The sequence below is a fragment of the Kribbella sp. NPDC056345 genome (assembly GCF_042262745.1).
GTDB lineage: Bacteria > Actinomycetota > Actinomycetes > Propionibacteriales > Kribbellaceae > Kribbella.
The window spans coordinates 110,308-127,738 of the sequence record NZ_JBHJQQ010000001.1 but is presented as its reverse complement, the minus strand read 5'-3'; the positions used below and the strand labels follow the sequence as shown (position 1 = coordinate 127,738).

The window sequence follows — 17,431 nt, the reverse complement described above, 5'->3', positions numbered from 1 at the left end:
GCACGAAGGAACAGATTACCAACAAGCCTGCCCGCTCACCAAACCGGCCGCCTGCAGTGGCTGAGGTGACGTGAAGACGCCGTCCGGGTCGTACTTCGCCTTGATCTCGAGCAGCCGGCCCAGATTCGAGCCGTAGTAGGCGTGAGACGGGTCTGTCAGGCCGGGATCCGGATAGTTCTGGTACACGTGCCCGTTGCCGTACGGGTGGACGGCGGCCTGCGAGGCGCTCGCCCAGTCGAAGGCGGCCCGTTTGCGGTCCGGCTCGCCGAACGCCTGGATCGTGGTCTCGACCATGAACAGGGCGTTCCGGTGCACGAAGGCGGTGGCGTCGGCGGACACGCGGCCGATGGCCTGGCCCCACGGCACGAATTCGATCTCGCGCCGCTGGTCCGGGGCCGAGGTGCTCCAGTTCGCCACCAAGGCCTCGATCGCCTCGCGGGGCAGCCTCCGCTCGAAGAAGTCCGACTTCACGAAGCGTACGGCGGGATCTTGGTCGACCGGCCGCCCGCCGAGCTCCTCGTGCTGCGTCACCTCACCGTTGAAGCGATATTGGTACGTCGTGTCGCCGGCGAGCATCGGCTCGATCAGGATCCGTTCGGGTGCTGTGCGGACCTGGGCGGACAGCTCGTCCAGCACAGCCCGGACCCGGTGACCGTCGTCGCCGACGTACAGACCGAACACGACCGCGAGGTGCGTCCCGTCCGGTGGAGCGGTGTGCAGGACCAGCATGCAGTTCAGCTCGGCCGGCGCGAACGGCGCGAATCGCTGCCAAGCGTCGACCAACTCGACTGCCTGATCGGCCGGCCACCACGCCGCGAAGGATGTCACCGGAACCGCCGGCGAGGTCCGCAGGACCAGCTGTGTCACCACACCGAAATGGCCGCCCCCGGCGCCGCGCAAGGCCCAGAACAGATCAGGCTCGTTGTTCGCATCCACGGTCACCACGCGCCCGTCCGCGAGGACGATCTGTGCGGCGACCAACTGGTCGACGGCCAAGCCGTAGTACCGCGCCAGCGGGCCGAAGCCGCCTCCGAGCGTCGCGCCGGCCACGCCGACGTACGGGCACCAGCCGAGGGGGAGGGTTCGCCCGATCGTCGCCAGTTCGTCCACGATCGGGCCGAGCCGGACGCCCGGGCCGACCGTGACCAGATCGCCGTCGACCGACATCGACCGCAACTGCCCGACGTCGATCAGCAGACCGGTCGTCGACGAATGCTCCGCGAAGCTGTGCGCGCCGCTTCGGACGGCGAACTCCAGCTCGTGCTCACGAGCGAACGCCAGCGCGGCCACCACGTCGTCCACGGACGCGCACCGGACCACGACCGCCGGCATCAGATCGTCGTACCGGCCGATGAACCACTTGAGGACCGATGGGTACTGCGGATCCGCCGGTAGCAGCAGAGTTCCGTCGAGGCCGGCGGCCAGCGCCTTCAGCTCGGCTGGAGTGGGTGCCATGGTTCGCCCTTCGGGTCGAGGTAGGTCGAGGCCTGCAGGTGGAACAACTCCGCGTAGCGCCCACCCAGGTCGAGCAGTTCCTGATGGGTGCCCGACTCGGCGATCCGGCCGGCCGCCATCACGTGGATCCGGTCGGCGCTGCGGACGTTCGCGAACCGGTGCGAGATCAGCAGCACGGTCCGGCCGGCGCACAACGTGCGGATGTCGTCGAACAGTTCGCGCTCGGCTCGCGGGTCGAGCGCGGAGGTCGGCTCGTCGAGGATGATCAGCGGCGCGTCACGGAAGAACGCGCGGGCCAGCGCGAGCCGCTGCCACTGCCCACCGGAGAGATCGGATCCGCCGAGGAACTGCGTGCCGAGCTGGGTTTCGTACCCCTCCGGCAACTGCTCGACGAACCGGTCCGCCCGGGCCCGCCGGGCGGCCGCGATCATCGCCTCTCGATCGCCGGCCCGGGCCGGCCGGCCGACGGTGATGTTCTCCGCGATCGGGAACCGGTACCGGACGAAATCCTGGAACGCCACCGCGATCTGCTCGCGCGCCGCCCGGGTGCGCGGTTCGTCGAGGACCACGTCGTCCCAGCTGACGGTGCCCCGAGTGGGCTGGTAGATGCCCGCCAGGATCTTGGCCAGTGTGGTCTTGCCCGAGCCGTTCTCGCCGACCAGGGCAATGACCTCCCCGGCCCGGAGGTCGAGATCGATCTCGTGCAGGACCTCGGCGGATCCGGCCGGGTAGCGGAACGACACGTTGCGCAGCGCGATCCGGTCGAAACCGGCCGGTTCCGCGGAGGTGGCCACCGCGCGGACCCGGGCACGTTCCGGCTCGACGAAGGTGACGAAATCCTCGACGAACAAGGTGCTTTCGTGCAACCGGGCTGCGCCGTCGGTGGCCGCCGCCAGCCGTTGCGCGAGGAGGGCAACCGCGACGATCGCCGTACCGGCCTCCGGCAGACTCAAGCTGCCGGTGGCGACCAGCCGTACGGCGAGCAAGATCACTGCTCCGACAACCAGCCCACTGCCCAGCCCGCCCGCGAGACTGGCCCGCAACCTGATCCCGGCAACGTCGCGGACTGCCGCCAGCCTGGCGTCGTACAGGCGGTCGAAGCGGCCCCGGAAGAAGCTTGCCAAGCCGAACGCGCGGACCTCGGCGGCGTTCTCCTTGGAGGCCATCAGGTCGCTCACATAGGCACGGGTCCGGTCGTCGTGGGTCATCCGGAAGGTGAACATGTAGAGCGCGCGGTTCGCGTGGTGCGCGGCAAGCCAGAGTGGGACAGCGGCCACCGGCACGAGGGCTCCCAGCAAGGGGCTGATGGTCAGGAGGCCGACCGCCACACCCAAGGCGCCGGTAGTGGCCACGAGTGTGCTCAGCAGCCCCGAGGCAAGCTGCACGGGCCGGATCTCCGCGGTCACCATCGCCCGTTGGAGGCGGTCGTAGAACCCCGGCTCCTCGAAGGACTCCATCGGCACCTGGGCCGACACTTCCAGGACCTGGGTCTGAGCGTGCCGCGCGACCAACTCGCCGACCACTCGTTCCCGTTCACGCTGGAACGAGGCGAGGAAGCCGAGTCCGATCGTCACCCCGGCCAGGGCGCAGATTTGTACGCCCAGGCCCGCCGGCAGGCCCGCGCCGGCGCTCGTCAGGGCGGCCACGAGCCGGCCGGTCAGGTAGACCTGCAGGGCCGATCCGGCACCACCGAGGACCGCGGCCACCAGCACGCCCGAGAACTCGCGGCGTGCGCTGGCCCACACCATCCCCAAGGCGGCTTTGACCAAGCGCGCCAGCTGACGCGGACCTGCTTCGGTGACCGGGGCGTGAACAGCATCCAGCAGAGCCATCCGTCACCAGTCCAGCAATGCGACAGACGGTACGCCGGCAGGATCCGCGGCCCGCAGCAGGCTGAATCCGATCCCTGCCAGGCCGACCATCAGGCTCGGCGTCGGCGTACCGAACGGCACGCCGCAGACGGGACCGTACGCACGGATCCCGGCCGCGAGTCCGGCGGCCTGCAACTGGGCTTCGGCCAGCAGATCGGCGTCATCCAGAGCGAGCGCCGCAAGCAGGAACAGCTCGATGCTGCCGGCGTCGCCGTGGCACAGGGAATGCGACAGCCCGGAGCCGTGCCGCCGAGTGTCCTCGATCGCTGCCTGCAGTTCATCAGCTGCTCCAGGTACGACGTCGAGCATCCGAACCCTGGAGAGCCCGATGCCGACGCTGCCGTGACACCAGGCGCGGATGGAGATCTGGTCCGCCGCCGACGTCGTCCGTACGTCGAGCCAGGATTCTCGGCCGGCGTCGTAGAGCGTGCGTTCGTACCCGATCGTCCGGCGCGCGGCCTCGGTGTACGCCGACGATCCGGTCAGCCGCCCGGCCTCCGCCAGGGCCCAGCCGATCCCGGCCATACCGTGCCCCAGCCCGGCCAGCGGAACCTCCGCGAGGCCGGCCGAAAGCATCCCGGCCGGGCGCCAGCCGATCCCCGGATCCCAGGGTTCCGAGGTGGCCAGCAACCGGTCGGCAGCCGCGGCAATCATCGCGGTGGCCGTGCTGTCCGGACGAAGTGCCTGAACAGCACGGAGCGCGGCGATGGTGCCGGCCGACCCGGCGACCAGGTCGTACTGGTTGTCAGAGGCAATGGTTTCGCCGAGCCCGGCGGTCAGCTCCGCGGCCGTGGTGAGCAGCGAGTCGTCGCCCAGCAGGGACGACAACCGGGCCAGGGCGTAAGCGATGCCGGGCCGACCTGCCATCCCGCCGGTCTCAGCCGCCGCGTCGCGCGCGAGTTGCGAACGGATGGTGGCGACCGACCGGACGGCAAGGTCCAGATGCCGGCGGTCACCGGTCGCCCGGCCGAGTTCGGCGAGGAACAGTGCGACACCGGACAGGCCGTTGAACAGATCCGGCTCGAGCGGGCCGAGCGTCCAGTTGCGGCCCAGCTGTGAGCTCAGACCGAGCCACTGGGCAGAGCTGCTGGCCTTGAAGGCCGTTGCTGCCAGCTGATCCCCGATACTCACCGCGACCTCGAGCAGCTCATCCTTGGAGGCCGGCCGGTCCGCCCGCCGCAGGGCGTACTCCGGCAGCACGACCTCATCGGCGGCATTGATCGCCGCGGTGGCCAGCGAGCCGCGAATCAGGGCAAGTTGCCGATCGAGATGCTCCTCGTCCTGGGCTGCCAAGCGGGCCCTGGCCAGCTCCAAGCCGGACCGGAAGGGCGCACCTACCGGCCGGTCATCGCTGTCGACGAGCTGGCCGTCGTCTGCCCGGCAGGTGAAGAAGGGAATGTCGTTGCGCCAGAGGTCGCGCTGCTCGGCGGCGACGAAATCCGCGAGCATCGGCTGATCCACCACCTGACGCCACAGGTAGTCGAAGTGCCGGTCACGTTCCAGCGCGTCGCGCAGCAGGTCCGGATGGAATCCGGTCTGCAGCACGGTCGCGTACGCCATGGTCGACCGCAGGACCACCCGGACGGTGTCGCCGGCGAAGGCCGCCAGCGGTCCGTCGTCCGCAAGCAGTGCGGTCTTGTGATCGCGACAGAGCCGGTGCAGTTCGGTGTAGCCGGCGATCAGGTCATCCGTGTAGTCGAGCAGGTTCAGCTCGACGTCCTTGGCCACCGGCCGATGATCCGGCAGGTCGACCGGCAGACGTTCGAGCTGGACTCGCATCGCGTCGGTACCGGCATCGGTCAGGACCGGGTAGCCGACCGCGGTGAGCTGGCCGGGCCGACTGCCCAGACCACTGATGTCGACGCCACCACCGTCTTTGCTGCGCCAGGTCAGCGTCGGCAACAGTCCGACCTGGAGGACCGACCGCCGCGCCGCGGTGGCCGCGGCGTTCTCCGCGTCACCGGCCCGCGCTGTCGCAGCCGGTAGCCCGGGCTGCAGGAGGGTCTCGAGGTCGATGAGCACCGGGTCCTCCCCGGATGCGATCAGATTCTCGGCATGCATGTCGTTGGTGCCGAGCAGTTCCAGCAAGGCGAGGAGCGAGCCTTGGCGGTGATAGAACCGCCGGACCGCGGGCAGATCCGCACACGGCTTCGCGGTGATGAACTCGACCCAGCCGTACTCTCCTCGGTCGACGGCCCGGGCGGTACGGAGCGGATGCGTCAGACCCGCCGCGTTGAGATGCTCGATCAGGTCCGTGAAGTGCTGGTCGACGCGGAGGGATCGCGGCTTGTAGACGACCTCCAGCCCGCTGGTCCAGCGGATCCTGGCGACGCTCTGACCGCGCCGGTGCCGGTCGCCGGTACCGGGGAACACAGTGTCGACCGCACCAGGATCGACGCCGGCACCGAAGATCTCACCGATGACGGCCGCGTCGGTCACGAGCCGTTCGGTCAGGATCCGGGCGTTGGCCACGGCCTGGTCGGTGAGCACGCTCAGCTGCCGCCACAGGACCGGATAGTCGGTGAACAACCGGCGCTGACGCTCGCGGTCGTCCAGACTCGCCAGAAACTTCTGGTACCGCTCGGCACTGGTGCCGTCGCCGAGCTCTCCGCGGAGCTTGGCCAGGTGGAGCTCCAGCGTGATCGTCCGGCTCATCATCCGATGCACCGACGTGCACAACGGCTCGAACAGTTGCGTCGTGATCGAGTCGCAGTCGACAACCTCGGAGGCGCCGGCCGCGCTGGTGACCGCGGCCAGCATGCGACGACGGGCCGGGCCGAGCAGGCCGGCGGCCGCACGTTCGAAGTCCTCGCTGAGAAAGTCACCCGGGTCGCCGGGTACGGGACCGATGCGGGGCGCGTGCTCGGACTCGCTCAGCAGCCCGAGCAGTCTCCGCTCGTCCAGGCCGGCCTGACCGAGGCGCCGTACCCAGAGGTCCGCGTCGGGGAGGAATTCCCGCCAGCGTTCCAGCCGGCGTTCAGCTACCTCGGCCACCGGGCCGGGCCGGGCCGGCCGGCGGTCGGCGAGCGGAACGGCGTGCAATGACTCCACGGGATCTCCTCTTCAGACGGACCGGCGTCCGGGCCGGACGTGACAGCATCCGGCCCGGACCTCGAACGAGATCAGCAGCAGCAGACCGGCCTGCCGCTCCATTGCGTGCAGTGCGTGGTCGCACCGGAGTTCTCCGGCAGCAACTGACGCAGTTCCTCGTCCAGATCGCCTGCCGGGTGGACCGGCACCTGGGCGAGCTCGGCCTCCGACAGCGCCGCGCGAACGTCCAAGTCGGTCCAGGCGTTGATCACTTCGAGGGTCGGCATGGGGAACCTCCGTATCTCGGCACGGCCCGGCGGTCGCCGGACTCGCCGAGTCACGGTAGGCAGCAGGGCTGGAGCCGCACTGGAGTCCGGCTGCAGCGACGCTGGAACCGGTCTGTGGAAGCGTCTGGCCGGGTCATTGCGGATCCTTGAAGCTCTCGTCGATCCGGAGGGCGGCCAGCAGGTACTCGTCCGCCTTCGACCGGTCGCCGAGGGCCAGGTGCGTCGTTCCGAGGGCGCGCAACGCCTCCGCTTCGCCGGCCCGATGGCGCTGCTCACGACAGATGCGCAGACCTTCCCGAGCGGTGGTGATGGCGCGGGCATGCGAGCCGCCGGCCCGGTAGGCATCGGCCAGGTTGCTCAGCACCAGCCCCTCGAGGCGCTGGTCGCCGAGTTGCCGGACCAGCGACAACGCGGCCTCGTGGCAGGTGATCCGGCGGCTCGGCTGTGCCGCGTCCCCGAGAACGAGGCCGAGATTGTCGAGCGTGCGCACGACACCCGTCCGGTCCCCCAGCCGACGGCGGAGTTCGAGGGCGTTCTCGAGGTAGCCGATCGCCTTGTCGTGTCGACCGAGGTGCCGGTAGACGAGGCCGAGGTTGCCCACCGTGGCCGCCTGTCCGGATTCGTCGCGGAGCGCGGTCCGGATGGCGAGGGCCCGGTGCAGCTGGCGGGCGGCCTCGTCGTAGCGGCGGCGCCGGATGTTCGCGCCACCATGGTCGTTGAGGGCACGAGCTTCGGCACTCCGGTCACCGACGGTTCGGGCCGCGGTCCAGGACCAGTCGGCCAGCTCCGCCATGTCGTCCCACAGACCGTTGATGTCGAGGAGATTCCGCAGGATCGTGGCGAGTTCGATGGTGACCCAGGCGAACTCCGGCTCGCCGGCCGCGCCGCGTGCCACCGCGAGCAGATTCGGCCGCTCGCTCTCCAGCCACTGCTGTCCTTGCCGGTCGCCGGACAACGAGAGGGCCCCGGTGGTGTCCCCTGCACACCGCGGATCCTCCGGAGCCGCCAGCTGGCCGGCCAATCGCGCGGTCGCCACATACCAGCCCGCGACCCGTCTCCGGGCGGCTACCCGGTCGGTCGAATCCTCGAACTGCTCGGCGAGCTCGCGGGCGAACAGCCGGAGCAGATCATGCAGGGCGTATCGCCCCGGGGCAGTCGAAGACAGCAACTGCCCGTCGACCAATCGCTGGATCGACCTGTCCACCTCGGCCGGCGTTCGCCCATCCAGTACGACGGCCAGCGGCAGACTCAAGTCGCCTCCGTCGAGCAGACCGAGTAACCGGAACAGCCGTGCGGCGGCCAGATCCCGCACGTCGAGGCTGTCGGCCAGTGAGGAGTAGCTCACGTCGAAACTGGACCGTACGGCGAGATTCTCCGACGCCAGTTCGTCCAGCCGATGCCGCTCGTCGGTGAGCCGATCGACCATCGTCTGCAGCGCCCAACCGGCCCGGCGGGCCAGCCGGGCACCCGCGATCCGGATGGCCAACGGGAGGTGGCCACACAACCGGACGAGTTCGGCGGCCGCTTCCCGCTCGCGAATGACTCGGTCGGCACCGACCAACGCGGTCAGCTGACCGATCGCGTCCTGCTCACTGAGACCGCTCAGCGGAAGGTGCGTGGCACTGTCGAGCGCCGCCGGGAACTCGCGACAGGTGATGATCGCGGCCGACTCGCCGGTCGCGGGTACCAGTGATCGAACCTGATCGGCAGCTATCGCATTGTCCAGTACGACGAGCAGCCGCCGGCCGGCGAGCTTCGAGCGGAACAGCGCGACCGCTTCGTCACGATTGTCCGGAATCTGCTCGGCGGAGAGACCGAGAGCGCGGAAGAATCTGGCCAGCACCGCCTGCGGTTCGAGCGGGGACAGGCCAGGGGTCGCGCCGTGCAGGTCGACGTACAGGACGCCGTCGGGAAACGCGCGGGCGACCGCGTGGGCGGCATGGATCGCGAGAGCAGACTTGCCGATGCCGCCGGGACCGCTGATCGCGACCACCGGTGCCGGACCGCTGGTCAATCTCGCGCCCAGCAGAGCGAGCTCGTCGGCTCGGCCGGTGAAGTACAACAGGTCCGGCGGGAGTTGCCACGGTGTCGCGTGGGCCGGCTGCGAGCCGGTTCCGTCGAGGATCTCCCGGTGCAACTGCTGGACCGGCGTACCGGGCTCGATTCCGAGGGCCTCGACGAGTTTCCGGCGAAGGTCCTGGTAGGCCGCCAGCGCGTCGGCCTGCCGGCCGGAGCGGTAGAGCGCGAGCATCTGCTGGCGACGGAACTCTTCGCGGAGCGGATGCTCCCGAACGAGCCTGTCGAGGGCCGGCAGGATCTCGCGATGGCGTCGGCAGCCGAGCTCTGCTTCCACCCGGCCCTCGTGAGCGGCCAGCAGCGCCGCTTCCAGCCGGTCGCGCTCGGCCATGACCGCGAGCGTCGCCGTCACCCCGGCCAGCGCCCCGTCACCTCGCCAGCACGCGATCGCCTCCGCGAAGGTCGCCGAAGCGTGCTCGAACTGTTCCTCACGCAGCAGGCGACCGCCGGTTGCGACGAGATCCAGGAACCTCAGCGAGTCGAGCCCGCCGGGGCCGACGACCAACTCGTACCCGGAAGGTGTGGTGACCAGTGCGACGCCGTCGGTGTCGCCCAGCATCCGGCGCAGCGTCGCCACGTATCCGTGCAGAAGTTGCCGAGCGGTGGCAGGTGGATGCTCACCCCACACTTCGTCCAAGAGCCGCTCGACCGACACGGCCGAGCCCGACCGGCAGATCAGAGCCGCCAGTAACTGCCTCGGCTTGGCTGCCGTCAGTGGCCGCCAGTCGTCGTTCTGCCGTATCTCCAAGGACCCGAGAATTCGAATCATGCATCCCTCCCTCCCTCCGATGAAACCGGCCCGCCTCCAGAAAAATACCCTTTCGACAGTTGCTGAAAGGGTCCTTCGCCGACCGCCGACGGCATCGGGGTTTTCCCTTGCGGTGGGATGACATGTCCGTGCCGGGCGTGACACCGTCCAGGATCCGGCGGCATACTCAGGGCCCCGTACCGCTGCTCGCCCCCAGCGCCGGTCAGTCACGAGCCCTCACCGTCCTGGAGGACCCCCTTGTCCCGCCGTACCCCGATCATTCTGGTCAGCGCGCTCGCCGCGTCCCTGGCCGGGCTGCCCCTGGTTCACGCCCAGGCAGCCGACTCGCCGTCCTTGCCGGACCCGCTGGTGAAGGAGTCGGTGACCGGCTCGTACGTCGTCCAGCTCGACGACGCGCCCGTGGCCGAGTACGACGGTGACATCGCCGGTCTGCCCGCCACCCGGGTCGCGGCCGGCGGCAAGCTGCTCAAGAGCGCTGCTCCGGTCGTCGGCTACGTCCAGCACCTGACGCGTGAGCGTGACCAGGTCCTCAAGGTCACGCCGGACGCCAAGAAGCTCTACGACTACAACTACACGTACTCCGGCTTCTCCGCCGAGATGTCGTACGACGACGCCGTGAAGCTGGCGAAGTCGTCCGGTGTGAAGAGCGTCGAGCCCAGTGAGCTGCAGCACCAGGACACCGTCGACACGCCGCGCTTCCTCGGGATGTCCGGCAAGGGTGGCGCCTGGCAGCAGGCCGGTGGAATCGACAAGGCCGGCGACGGCGTGATCATCGGTGTCATCGACTCCGGTTTCGTCCCGGAGCGGCCGAGCTTCGCGCCGATCAAGACCAGCAAGGCGTCCGACGCGCTGATCGCGAAGAAGTGGAAGGGCACCTGCCAGGCCGGCGAGGAGGCCCCGCTCGTCACCTGTAACAACAAGGTGATCGGCGCCCGCTACTTCGACAAGGGCATCGGCAGCCGCCCGATCGCGGACGAGTTCAAGTCGCCGCGGGACTTCGGCGGCCACGGCACGCACACCGCGAGCACCGCGGGCGGCAACTACGGCGTCGACATGACCGTGATGGGCCGCGACTACGGCAAGGGCTCCGGGATGGCGCCGCAGGCCCGGCTCGCGATCTACAAGGCCCTCTGGGCGGTGGACGCCACCGGTGGCGGTTCCGGTACCGACGCGGACATCATCGCCGCGATCGACACCGCGGTCGCCGACGGCGTGGACGTGATCAACTACTCGATCTCCGGCACCGGTTCGACGTACGTGAACGCGACCGGTCTGGCCTTCCTGCGCGCCGCCAAGGCGGGCGTGTTCGTCGCGGTCAGCGCCGGTAACACCGGCCCGGGCGCTTCCACGGTCGGCAAGACCTACCCGTGGGTGACGACCGTTGCCAACGGCACCCATGACCGGGACATCCAGACCACCGTCACGTTCGGCGACGGCAGCAAGTACACCGGCGCCGGTATCGGCGCGGGTGTCGCGAGCTCCCCGGTCATCCTGGCCAAGGACGCCGGCCTCGCCGGTGCGAACCCGGCCAACCTGGTGCTCTGCCAGGCCGGCACGCTCGACCCGGCCAAGGTGACCGGCAAGATCGTCGTCTGCGACCGCGGCGTCAACGCCCGGGTCGACAAGAGCGCCCAGGTGAAGGCAGCCGGCGGCGTCGGCATGATCCTGGTCAACATCGTCCCGGGCACCCTGGACTCCGACCTGCACACGGTCCCGTCGGTCCACCTGGACGACAAGGCCACCCCGGGCGTCAAGGCCTACGTGAGCGGTACGGCGACGCCGACCGCGACGATCAGCGCCGGTACGCCGGTCAAGGTGGTGGCACCGAAGGTGGCCGCCTCCTCCAGCCGTGGCCCGTCCCCGGCCGGTAACGGCGACCTGCTGAAGCCGGACATGATGGCTCCGGGCACCAATGTGCTGGCCGCGACGACCGCGTTCAGCGCGGCCGGTGGCGAGTACGCGTTCATGAGCGGTACGTCGATGTCGACGCCGCACGTCGCCGGTATCGCGGCCGTCCTGAAGAGCAAGCACCCGGACTGGTCGCCGATGGCGATCAAGTCGGCGCTCGCGACCACGGCGACCGCCAAGGACACCTCCGGCAAGCCGATCCAGAACGACTCCGGTACGGCGGCCACCCCGTTCGGGTACGGCGCCGGTCAGGTCCAGCCGAAGAAGGCCCTGGACCCGGGCCTGGTCTACGACTCGACCTACACCGACTGGGCCAAGTTCGTCTGCGGCGCCGGCGAGGTGGCGGCCACGCACGAGCTGTGCGCGGGCGGCAAGATCGACCCGAGCGACCTGAACTACCCGACGATGGCGATCGGCGACCTGGCCGGTAAGCAGACCATCACGCGGACCGTGAAGAGCGTCAGCAAGCTGCCCGAGGTCTACTTCCCGAAGGTCGAGGGGGTGACCGGCCTCAAGGTGACGGTGTCGCCGAAGATGCTGATCACGCTGCCCGGCAAGACTGCGACGTACAAGGTCACCATCGAGAACGCCGGTGCGCCGCTCGAGCAGTACTCGTTCGGCACGCTGACCTGGAAGTCGGCGTTCCACTCGGTGTCGAGCACGCTGGCGGTCAAGCCGTTGACCGTGAAGGCGCCGGTGCAGGTCAACGGCACTGGTGTGAGCGGTTCGGTGCAGGTGCCGATCACGGCCGGCTACACCGGCACGCTGAACACCACCTCGGTCGGCCTGACCGCGGCGACGGTCGGCGAGGCCGTCATCAAGAAGGCGGGCGGGGTGTCGTTCCCGACGACTAACCCGCAGGTCAACGACCACGTCGCGAAGATCACGGTGAACATCCCGGCCGGCACGAAGTACGCCCGGTTCTCGACGTTCGACGCGGACTACCCGGCGGCCACGGATGTCGACATCTACGTCTACAAGGCCGGTACGACGGCCGTGCTGGCGAACAGTGGTGGCGGATCGTCCGAGGAGGAGGCGAACCTGGTTGCCCCGGCGGCCGGCTCGTACGACGTGTACCTGGACTACTTCGCCGGAGCCGACAACCAGACCGTGAAGCTCAACCACTGGGCCCTCACCACAGCCGAGCCCAACCTCACGGTCACCCCGGCCGCCCAAGCGGTAACCACCGCCGCCCAGGCCACGGTCACCGCGAACTGGACCGGCCTCACGGCAGGCACCCGCTACCTGGGCCAGCTCACCTACACCGACGGCGGAGCCGGCACCGGCTCAACCGTCCTCCGCGTAGACAGCTAGGACGAACAAACAAAGGGCGGTCCCACCACCACGGTGGGACCGCCCTTTCGTCATCCTCAGGGCTGGGCGAGGACGATCTGGTTGCCCTTCTTCTCGGTCCGGACCAGCTTGCACTCACCGCTGGTGACATCGCAGCGGTACAGGCTCTGCGCGTTGGCGTCATTGCCCGCGGCCTGGGTGACGACCAGCACCTTGGTCGCGTCTTCGAACATCGGCTTGGGGTAGACGATGATCGGATGCGGCAGTTTCAGTTTGGTGGTCTTTCCCGTGGCGACGTCGACGGCGAGGTTGTCCGCGCTGTGCAGCATGGTCTTTCCATCGGTCGACAGGACCGGGTAGATCGCGACCGGGCCGCGGTCGCAGTACTCCTGCAGGACGTCGAGCTTGCCATCCCGCACCGCAGCGGCCTGAAGGCAGCGCTTGGCTCCGGTGGTGGTACCGAACGCGATCGTGTCGTCGGCCGGGTTCACCTCTATCGCTCCGAATCCGGCGGGCATCCGCACCCGCGTGACAGTCGAGTCGCCCGGCCGCCAGACGGCGAGCCCCGACTTGTTGAATCCACCGGACGAGATCCAGATGCCGCTGCGGTTCCAGCCGCTCAGGACGGGTGTGACGTCCGGTAGCGAGACCCTCGCGACCTCGGTACCGGTCCGGGCATCGACGACGGCCAGCCAGTTGTTCTTCTCGTCGCCGCGCTTGGCGCGGCCGACGAAGGCGATCTGCTTGTGGTCGGGCGAGACGACGGGGGTGTCGGCCCAAGGAGTACTCACCGCGCGGTACTTGCCGTCCGGCTGCAGGATCCCGATCGAGCTGTCCGTCACGTCGGGGTCGGTCTTGCTCTTGGACATCTTGTAGTACCTGGCGATCCAGCCGCCGTCGACGCGGGCGCTGAATCCGTGCAGTTCCGGGGGAGCCGCGACCTTCTGGCTGCCGTCGTACACCGTCCGGTTGTGCTTGGCATCGATGATGGTGAACGGCACCTGCGGCACGTCACTCGTCAGCGGAGCTGGTTTGCCGGCGGGTTCCGCCTTGTCGGCGCCCACGTGGGTCAGGACGGTGACGGTCAGGGCCAGTACGGCGGCTACTGAGGCAGCGGTGGCGAGGATTGGCCAGATCGGGCGGCGGGGCGAGGTGTCGGTCAGGAGGCCGGGGCCCTGGGCGGTGCCGGGGACGGTGGCAGCCTTGGTGTCGAGGTAGTCGCGGAGGCGGGATTCGGTGTCGTTCATCGGATGTCCTTCAAGCGGTCGGTCAGCGTCGCGAGGCCGCGGGAGGCGTTCGAGCGGGCGCTGGACTCGCCGATGCCCAGGAGCTGGGCGATCTCGGCGAACGGGAGATCGAGGTAGAAGCGGAGCACCAGAACCTCGCGGGTCCGGGTGGGCAGGGCCTGCAGTGCCCGTTGCACCTGGAGCCGCTCCTCGCCGAGGACGACGTCGCTCTCGGCGGAGGCGTTGGGGGCCTGGTGGGGTGGGATGTACAGCCGTGCGACCCGGCGGCGGCGCAGGACCGAGCGGCTGCGGTTGAGGACCGCGGTCCGCAGGTAGCCCAGCACCGCTGCCTGGTCTTTCAACGGCCAGTGCCGGTACAGGTCGGCGAAAACCTCCTGCACGACGTCCTCCGCCGCCTGCCGGTCGTCCATCACCAGCACGGCCAGGCGGACGAGCCCTGCCCAGTGCTGCTGATAGAGCGCCGACACGGCGGTCTGCGCGTCATCACGCGCCAGGGCCCGGACAGGGCCGCTGATGCTCACCATTTGATTCGTCACACCCCCAGAGACGCCCGTCCGCCCGAAACGCTGCACGATCCACGCAGTCGCTCCGGCCGCGGGTCAAGGGCGCCGGGTGAGATTGCATGAACGTGCAGTCATATTGTGGTTGCAGTCTGTTGTTGTTAATGTGAAGCGCGGTGCGAATATCATAGAGCGTCGGTGAGTTGAGGAACTGGTCTTCCGGATTCTCTGTGCTGGAGGCTTGACGTGGTTGCTGAAATTGACAAACCGAATGTACGCACAAGTCCCGTGATTCCTTTCCTCGGCGAGTTCCGGGAGGATGTCTTCGGTCGGCGGCCGTGGTATTTCTGGAAAGCTGGGGCAGCCGGCTCTGTCGAGGGCCTTTTCTCGCTTGCTGTTGTCGATGAGCTGTTGGCCACCGGACTGATTCGGCACCCGGCCGTGCAATTGGTCAAGGACGGCCGGGAAGTCCCAGCTGACGCCTTCAGCCGGACGCCGCTTTCCGGTGGGGGCACGGCAGTACGGCCGGTCGACACCCGACGTGTCCTGAGCCACTTCCAGGACGGTCACACGATGATCGTCAACTACCTGGAGCAATGCCACGAGCCGATCCGCGAGGTTGCCCGCGCCCTGGCTGCGGAGCTGGGGTTCAGGGTGCAATGCAACAGTTACGTCACCCCACGCGCGTCGCAAGGGCTCCGGCCGCATTTCGACGAACACGACGTACTGGTGGTCCAGGTGCACGGGACCAAGCGCTGGCACATCTTTCCGGACAGCGAGGCGGCGGCCAGCCGCTACCGGACCTGGCCGATGCTTTCCCCTTCGGAACGCGAACGGCGCTCGAGTGCAGAGCCTGCCGCGGAGCTGGTGCTCGAGGCCGGCGACTGTCTCTATGTCCGCCGCGGTTCCATCCACGCGGCGAACACGGAGGGGGAGGTGTCCTGTCACCTGACATTCTCGATCCTTGACACAAGTGAAGCCGAGTTCGCCGAATCGCTGCTCCCTCAGTTCGGCCGTCTCGGCGTACGGGGTGGTCATGCCCGGCCCGGGGGTGGGGCAGCGGAGACAGAAGATCTGATCAGAACCCTCGAGTCGAGCCTCGAGGATCTGCAGGGAGCCCGGCAGTTCCAGATCGAAGCAGAGCTCGATGGTCCGGTGCGCGTCATCGCTCAGTACGAGACCTTACGTGACCTGAACCGTTCGGTTTCGCTCAGCCGTACACCCGGTATTGCGCATAGAATTGTGACCTCGGGCAGCAATGTTCAGCTCAGCTTCGGGGCCCAAGCCATCGATCTGCCGGCAGTGCTTACGCCGGCAATACGGAAATCGCTGGAAGCTCCGGCGATTTCCGGGGCGGAGCTCGAGGAGCTGGGATTGAGTCGCAGTGACGCGCTTCAATTGCTCCGGGTTCTCATTGTTTCGGGCCTGCTTCAAAGGACTTGACCTGCTCCGATCAGGGCGCGTGCCAGACCAGCCAGAGATGCACCGCTCTGCCAGCCCGCGGCGACATCAATTGGTCCTTCGGTGCCTGCGACAACGCCATCGGTACCCAGGAGCCCGAATATCTGGATGCTGTCCGAGACGGCGATGAACCGCGATGGCTTGTCCGCGGCAAGACCCCAGCCCTGCTCGTCCCACCACCAAGTCAGTTCCGCGGGCAGTTGCGCCGCGGAACTGACCATCTGGATCGTTCCCGACTCAGCTGCCCGGAGGTGGAGCAGTTCGACCGCGATCGCGTAGGCCAGGTCGAAGCGGGCCTTCCCTCGCCTGTGGAAGCATCCCAGATGTCGGCGGGTCAGCCAGGCAGTGGTCTCGAGTACGGTGCACTGGTGCCGCAGGAAGTCGGTCCAGCATTGCGCGACAGGCCCATCCACTCCAGCGGGAATCTCCAGAACGCCCAGGTCACGATCGCCTTGCTGGCAATACGGGGTGCGCAGTGCGAGGACCTCGCCAGGCAACGAATGTGCCTCCATACCGATGTCGTGGTAGAACCTGCGATGCAGATCGCAGGCCAGCCGGCGGAGAACCCAGAGCCGGCTGCGCGAGGTGATGACCACCCGCCCCGCACCATCGACGGTTCTGTCGTGCCATTCAGTCATGCCTTTGTTTCCTCCAGCGTGTCTCCCTGAAGACCTTGGACATCCTTCGCGCTCGGCAGTACCCCGAATCGACTGACTTTGGCCGCGGCAACAAGCTGGCCATAAGCAGCGGCGTCGAAAACATGCTCGCCACGAGCCCGTGCGCTCAGAAAGCCTCCGACGAAAGCATCGCCGGCACAGAGCGGGTCGACGAGCTGCACCGGTACGGCGGGGAGCGCCGCGGACTGGTCACGGGTCCGGACCTGCACGCCGGCTTCGGCAAGCGTCATCAGCACCACTGATGCGCCGGCATCGAAACAGATCTCGGTGAGCCGGCGGCGGTCCGCAGGATTCAGTTGCGCACCGCTGATGATCGCGACATCGATGGCGGGCGCGAGTTGTTCGACGTGTTTCATCAGGGCCGGCGGATCATGGAGGAGAGGTATGAATCCGAGATCGACCGTGAGCCGGTGTCCGTTGGCTGCGAGGTGCTGGACGACAGGCACGAGTGATGGAAATCCGGTGACGTACACCAGGTCGGTCGCCGGCAGACTCAGATTCTCCGCTGTGATCACGCCGGCTGCGCCGGTCATGTCGACCGCGAGCTCGACCGCGCCGTCTTCGACTGCCGCGACGATCCGCCCTGTTCGGCCGGCTCGATTGATCGAGCCACAATCGACCCCGCTCTGTTGGAGTGCGTCGAGGATGAACGCTCCCTCCGGATCGGCCCCGACCTGGGAGACCAAGGCAGGTCGATTGCCCAGGTGGGCCAGCTGCGCGGCGACGACCGCGGCCGGCCCTCCGACGGTCACTGCGACCTTGCCGAAGGCAACATCGCCGCTGGGCCTCGCAGATGTCACCACATGCAGGGCGGTTTCGCCATACACCGTCACGTCATGGCCTGTTGTTCCCGAACT

The 17,431-nt window shown here is 68.4% G+C and carries 11 protein-coding genes; 2 read left to right on the top strand and 9 right to left on the bottom strand.

Annotation, left to right across the window (positions count from 1 at the left end; translation table 11 throughout):
* Positions 1-15: 15 nt before the first annotated feature.
* The 5 genes from ACFCV3_RS00585 to ACFCV3_RS00565 all read right to left on the bottom strand — a co-directional run bounded on the left by ACFCV3_RS00585 (position 16) and on the right by ACFCV3_RS00565 (position 9,488).
* Positions 16-1,455, bottom strand: a complete 1,440-nt coding sequence (locus ACFCV3_RS00585) for an FAD-binding oxidoreductase (protein WP_376024772.1) — start codon at positions 1,453-1,455, stop codon at positions 16-18.
* On the bottom strand, positions 1,431-3,287 hold the full coding sequence (locus ACFCV3_RS00580; RefSeq protein WP_376024770.1) for an ABC transporter ATP-binding protein: 1,857 nt from the start codon (positions 3,285-3,287) through the stop codon (positions 1,431-1,433). Before ACFCV3_RS00580 ends, ACFCV3_RS00585 begins: the two co-directional genes overlap by 25 nt.
* Before the next feature lie 3 nt (positions 3,288-3,290).
* Complete coding sequence (locus ACFCV3_RS00575) at positions 3,291-6,377, bottom strand: type 2 lanthipeptide synthetase LanM family protein (protein WP_376024769.1); 3,087 nt, start codon at positions 6,375-6,377, stop codon at positions 3,291-3,293.
* 71 nt (positions 6,378-6,448) lie between these two features.
* The gene (locus tag ACFCV3_RS00570) at positions 6,449-6,643 is read right to left on the bottom strand and encodes a mersacidin/lichenicidin family type 2 lantibiotic (RefSeq protein ID WP_376024767.1); all 195 of its coding nucleotides are present in this window, start codon (positions 6,641-6,643) and stop codon (positions 6,449-6,451) included.
* 133 nt (positions 6,644-6,776) lie between these two features.
* A complete protein-coding gene (locus tag ACFCV3_RS00565; RefSeq protein ID WP_376024765.1) occupies positions 6,777-9,488 on the bottom strand; it encodes a BTAD domain-containing putative transcriptional regulator in 2,712 nt (903 codons plus the stop codon).
* A gap of 237 nt (positions 9,489-9,725) precedes the next feature.
* Between ACFCV3_RS00565 and ACFCV3_RS00560 the strand changes: the two genes are divergently transcribed.
* A complete protein-coding gene (locus ACFCV3_RS00560) occupies positions 9,726-12,710 on the top strand; it encodes a S8 family serine peptidase (RefSeq protein ID WP_376024763.1) in 2,985 nt (994 codons plus the stop codon).
* 56 nt (positions 12,711-12,766) lie between these two features.
* Here ACFCV3_RS00560 and ACFCV3_RS00555 read toward each other — a convergent pair whose 3' ends face one another.
* Both ACFCV3_RS00555 and ACFCV3_RS00550 read right to left on the bottom strand, forming a co-directional pair.
* Positions 12,767-13,936 carry a hypothetical protein gene (locus tag ACFCV3_RS00555; protein ID WP_376024762.1) on the bottom strand — a complete coding sequence of 390 codons (1,170 nt, stop codon included), beginning with the start codon at positions 13,934-13,936 and terminating at the stop codon, positions 12,767-12,769.
* A complete protein-coding gene (locus ACFCV3_RS00550) occupies positions 13,933-14,460 on the bottom strand; it encodes an RNA polymerase sigma factor (RefSeq protein ID WP_376024760.1) in 528 nt (175 codons plus the stop codon). The genes ACFCV3_RS00555 and ACFCV3_RS00550 overlap by 4 nt, the downstream gene beginning before the upstream one ends.
* Before the next feature lie 222 nt (positions 14,461-14,682).
* Between ACFCV3_RS00550 and ACFCV3_RS00545 the strand changes: the two genes are divergently transcribed.
* Entirely contained in the window at positions 14,683-15,879 is a 1,197-nt protein-coding gene (locus ACFCV3_RS00545; protein ID WP_376024759.1) for a JmjC domain-containing protein, read from the top strand.
* Here ACFCV3_RS00545 and ACFCV3_RS00540 read toward each other — a convergent pair.
* Both ACFCV3_RS00540 and ACFCV3_RS00535 read right to left on the bottom strand, forming a co-directional pair.
* The gene (locus ACFCV3_RS00540) at positions 15,867-16,535 is read right to left on the bottom strand and encodes a hypothetical protein (RefSeq protein ID WP_376024757.1); all 669 of its coding nucleotides are present in this window, start codon (positions 16,533-16,535) and stop codon (positions 15,867-15,869) included. The two genes, ACFCV3_RS00545 and ACFCV3_RS00540, sit on opposite strands and share 13 nt — an antisense overlap.
* Complete coding sequence (locus tag ACFCV3_RS00535) at positions 16,532-17,407, bottom strand: carbohydrate kinase family protein (RefSeq protein ID WP_376024756.1); 876 nt, start codon at positions 17,405-17,407, stop codon at positions 16,532-16,534. The genes ACFCV3_RS00540 and ACFCV3_RS00535 overlap by 4 nt, the downstream gene beginning before the upstream one ends.
* Positions 17,408-17,431: the final 24 nt, after the last annotated feature.

What these genes read in the sequence shown, in the direction of transcription:
- ACFCV3_RS00570 (WP_376024767.1), bottom strand. Translation starts at nt 6,643, where the DNA reads ATGCCGACCCTCGAAGTGATCAACGCCTGGACCGACTTGGACGTTCGC.
- ACFCV3_RS00540 (WP_376024757.1), bottom strand. Translation starts at nt 16,535, where the DNA reads ATGACTGAATGGCACGACAGAACCGTCGATGGTGCGGGGCGGGTGGTC.
- ACFCV3_RS00565 (WP_376024765.1), bottom strand. Translation starts at nt 9,488, where the DNA reads ATGATTCGAATTCTCGGGTCCTTGGAGATACGGCAGAACGACGACTGG.
- ACFCV3_RS00585 (WP_376024772.1), bottom strand. Translation starts at nt 1,455, where the DNA reads ATGGCACCCACTCCAGCCGAGCTGAAGGCGCTGGCCGCCGGCCTCGAC.
- ACFCV3_RS00580 (WP_376024770.1), bottom strand. Translation starts at nt 3,287, where the DNA reads ATGGCTCTGCTGGATGCTGTTCACGCCCCGGTCACCGAAGCAGGTCCG.
- ACFCV3_RS00555 (WP_376024762.1), bottom strand. Translation starts at nt 13,936, where the DNA reads ATGAACGACACCGAATCCCGCCTCCGCGACTACCTCGACACCAAGGCT.
- ACFCV3_RS00550 (WP_376024760.1), bottom strand. Translation starts at nt 14,460, where the DNA reads ATGGTGAGCATCAGCGGCCCTGTCCGGGCCCTGGCGCGTGATGACGCG.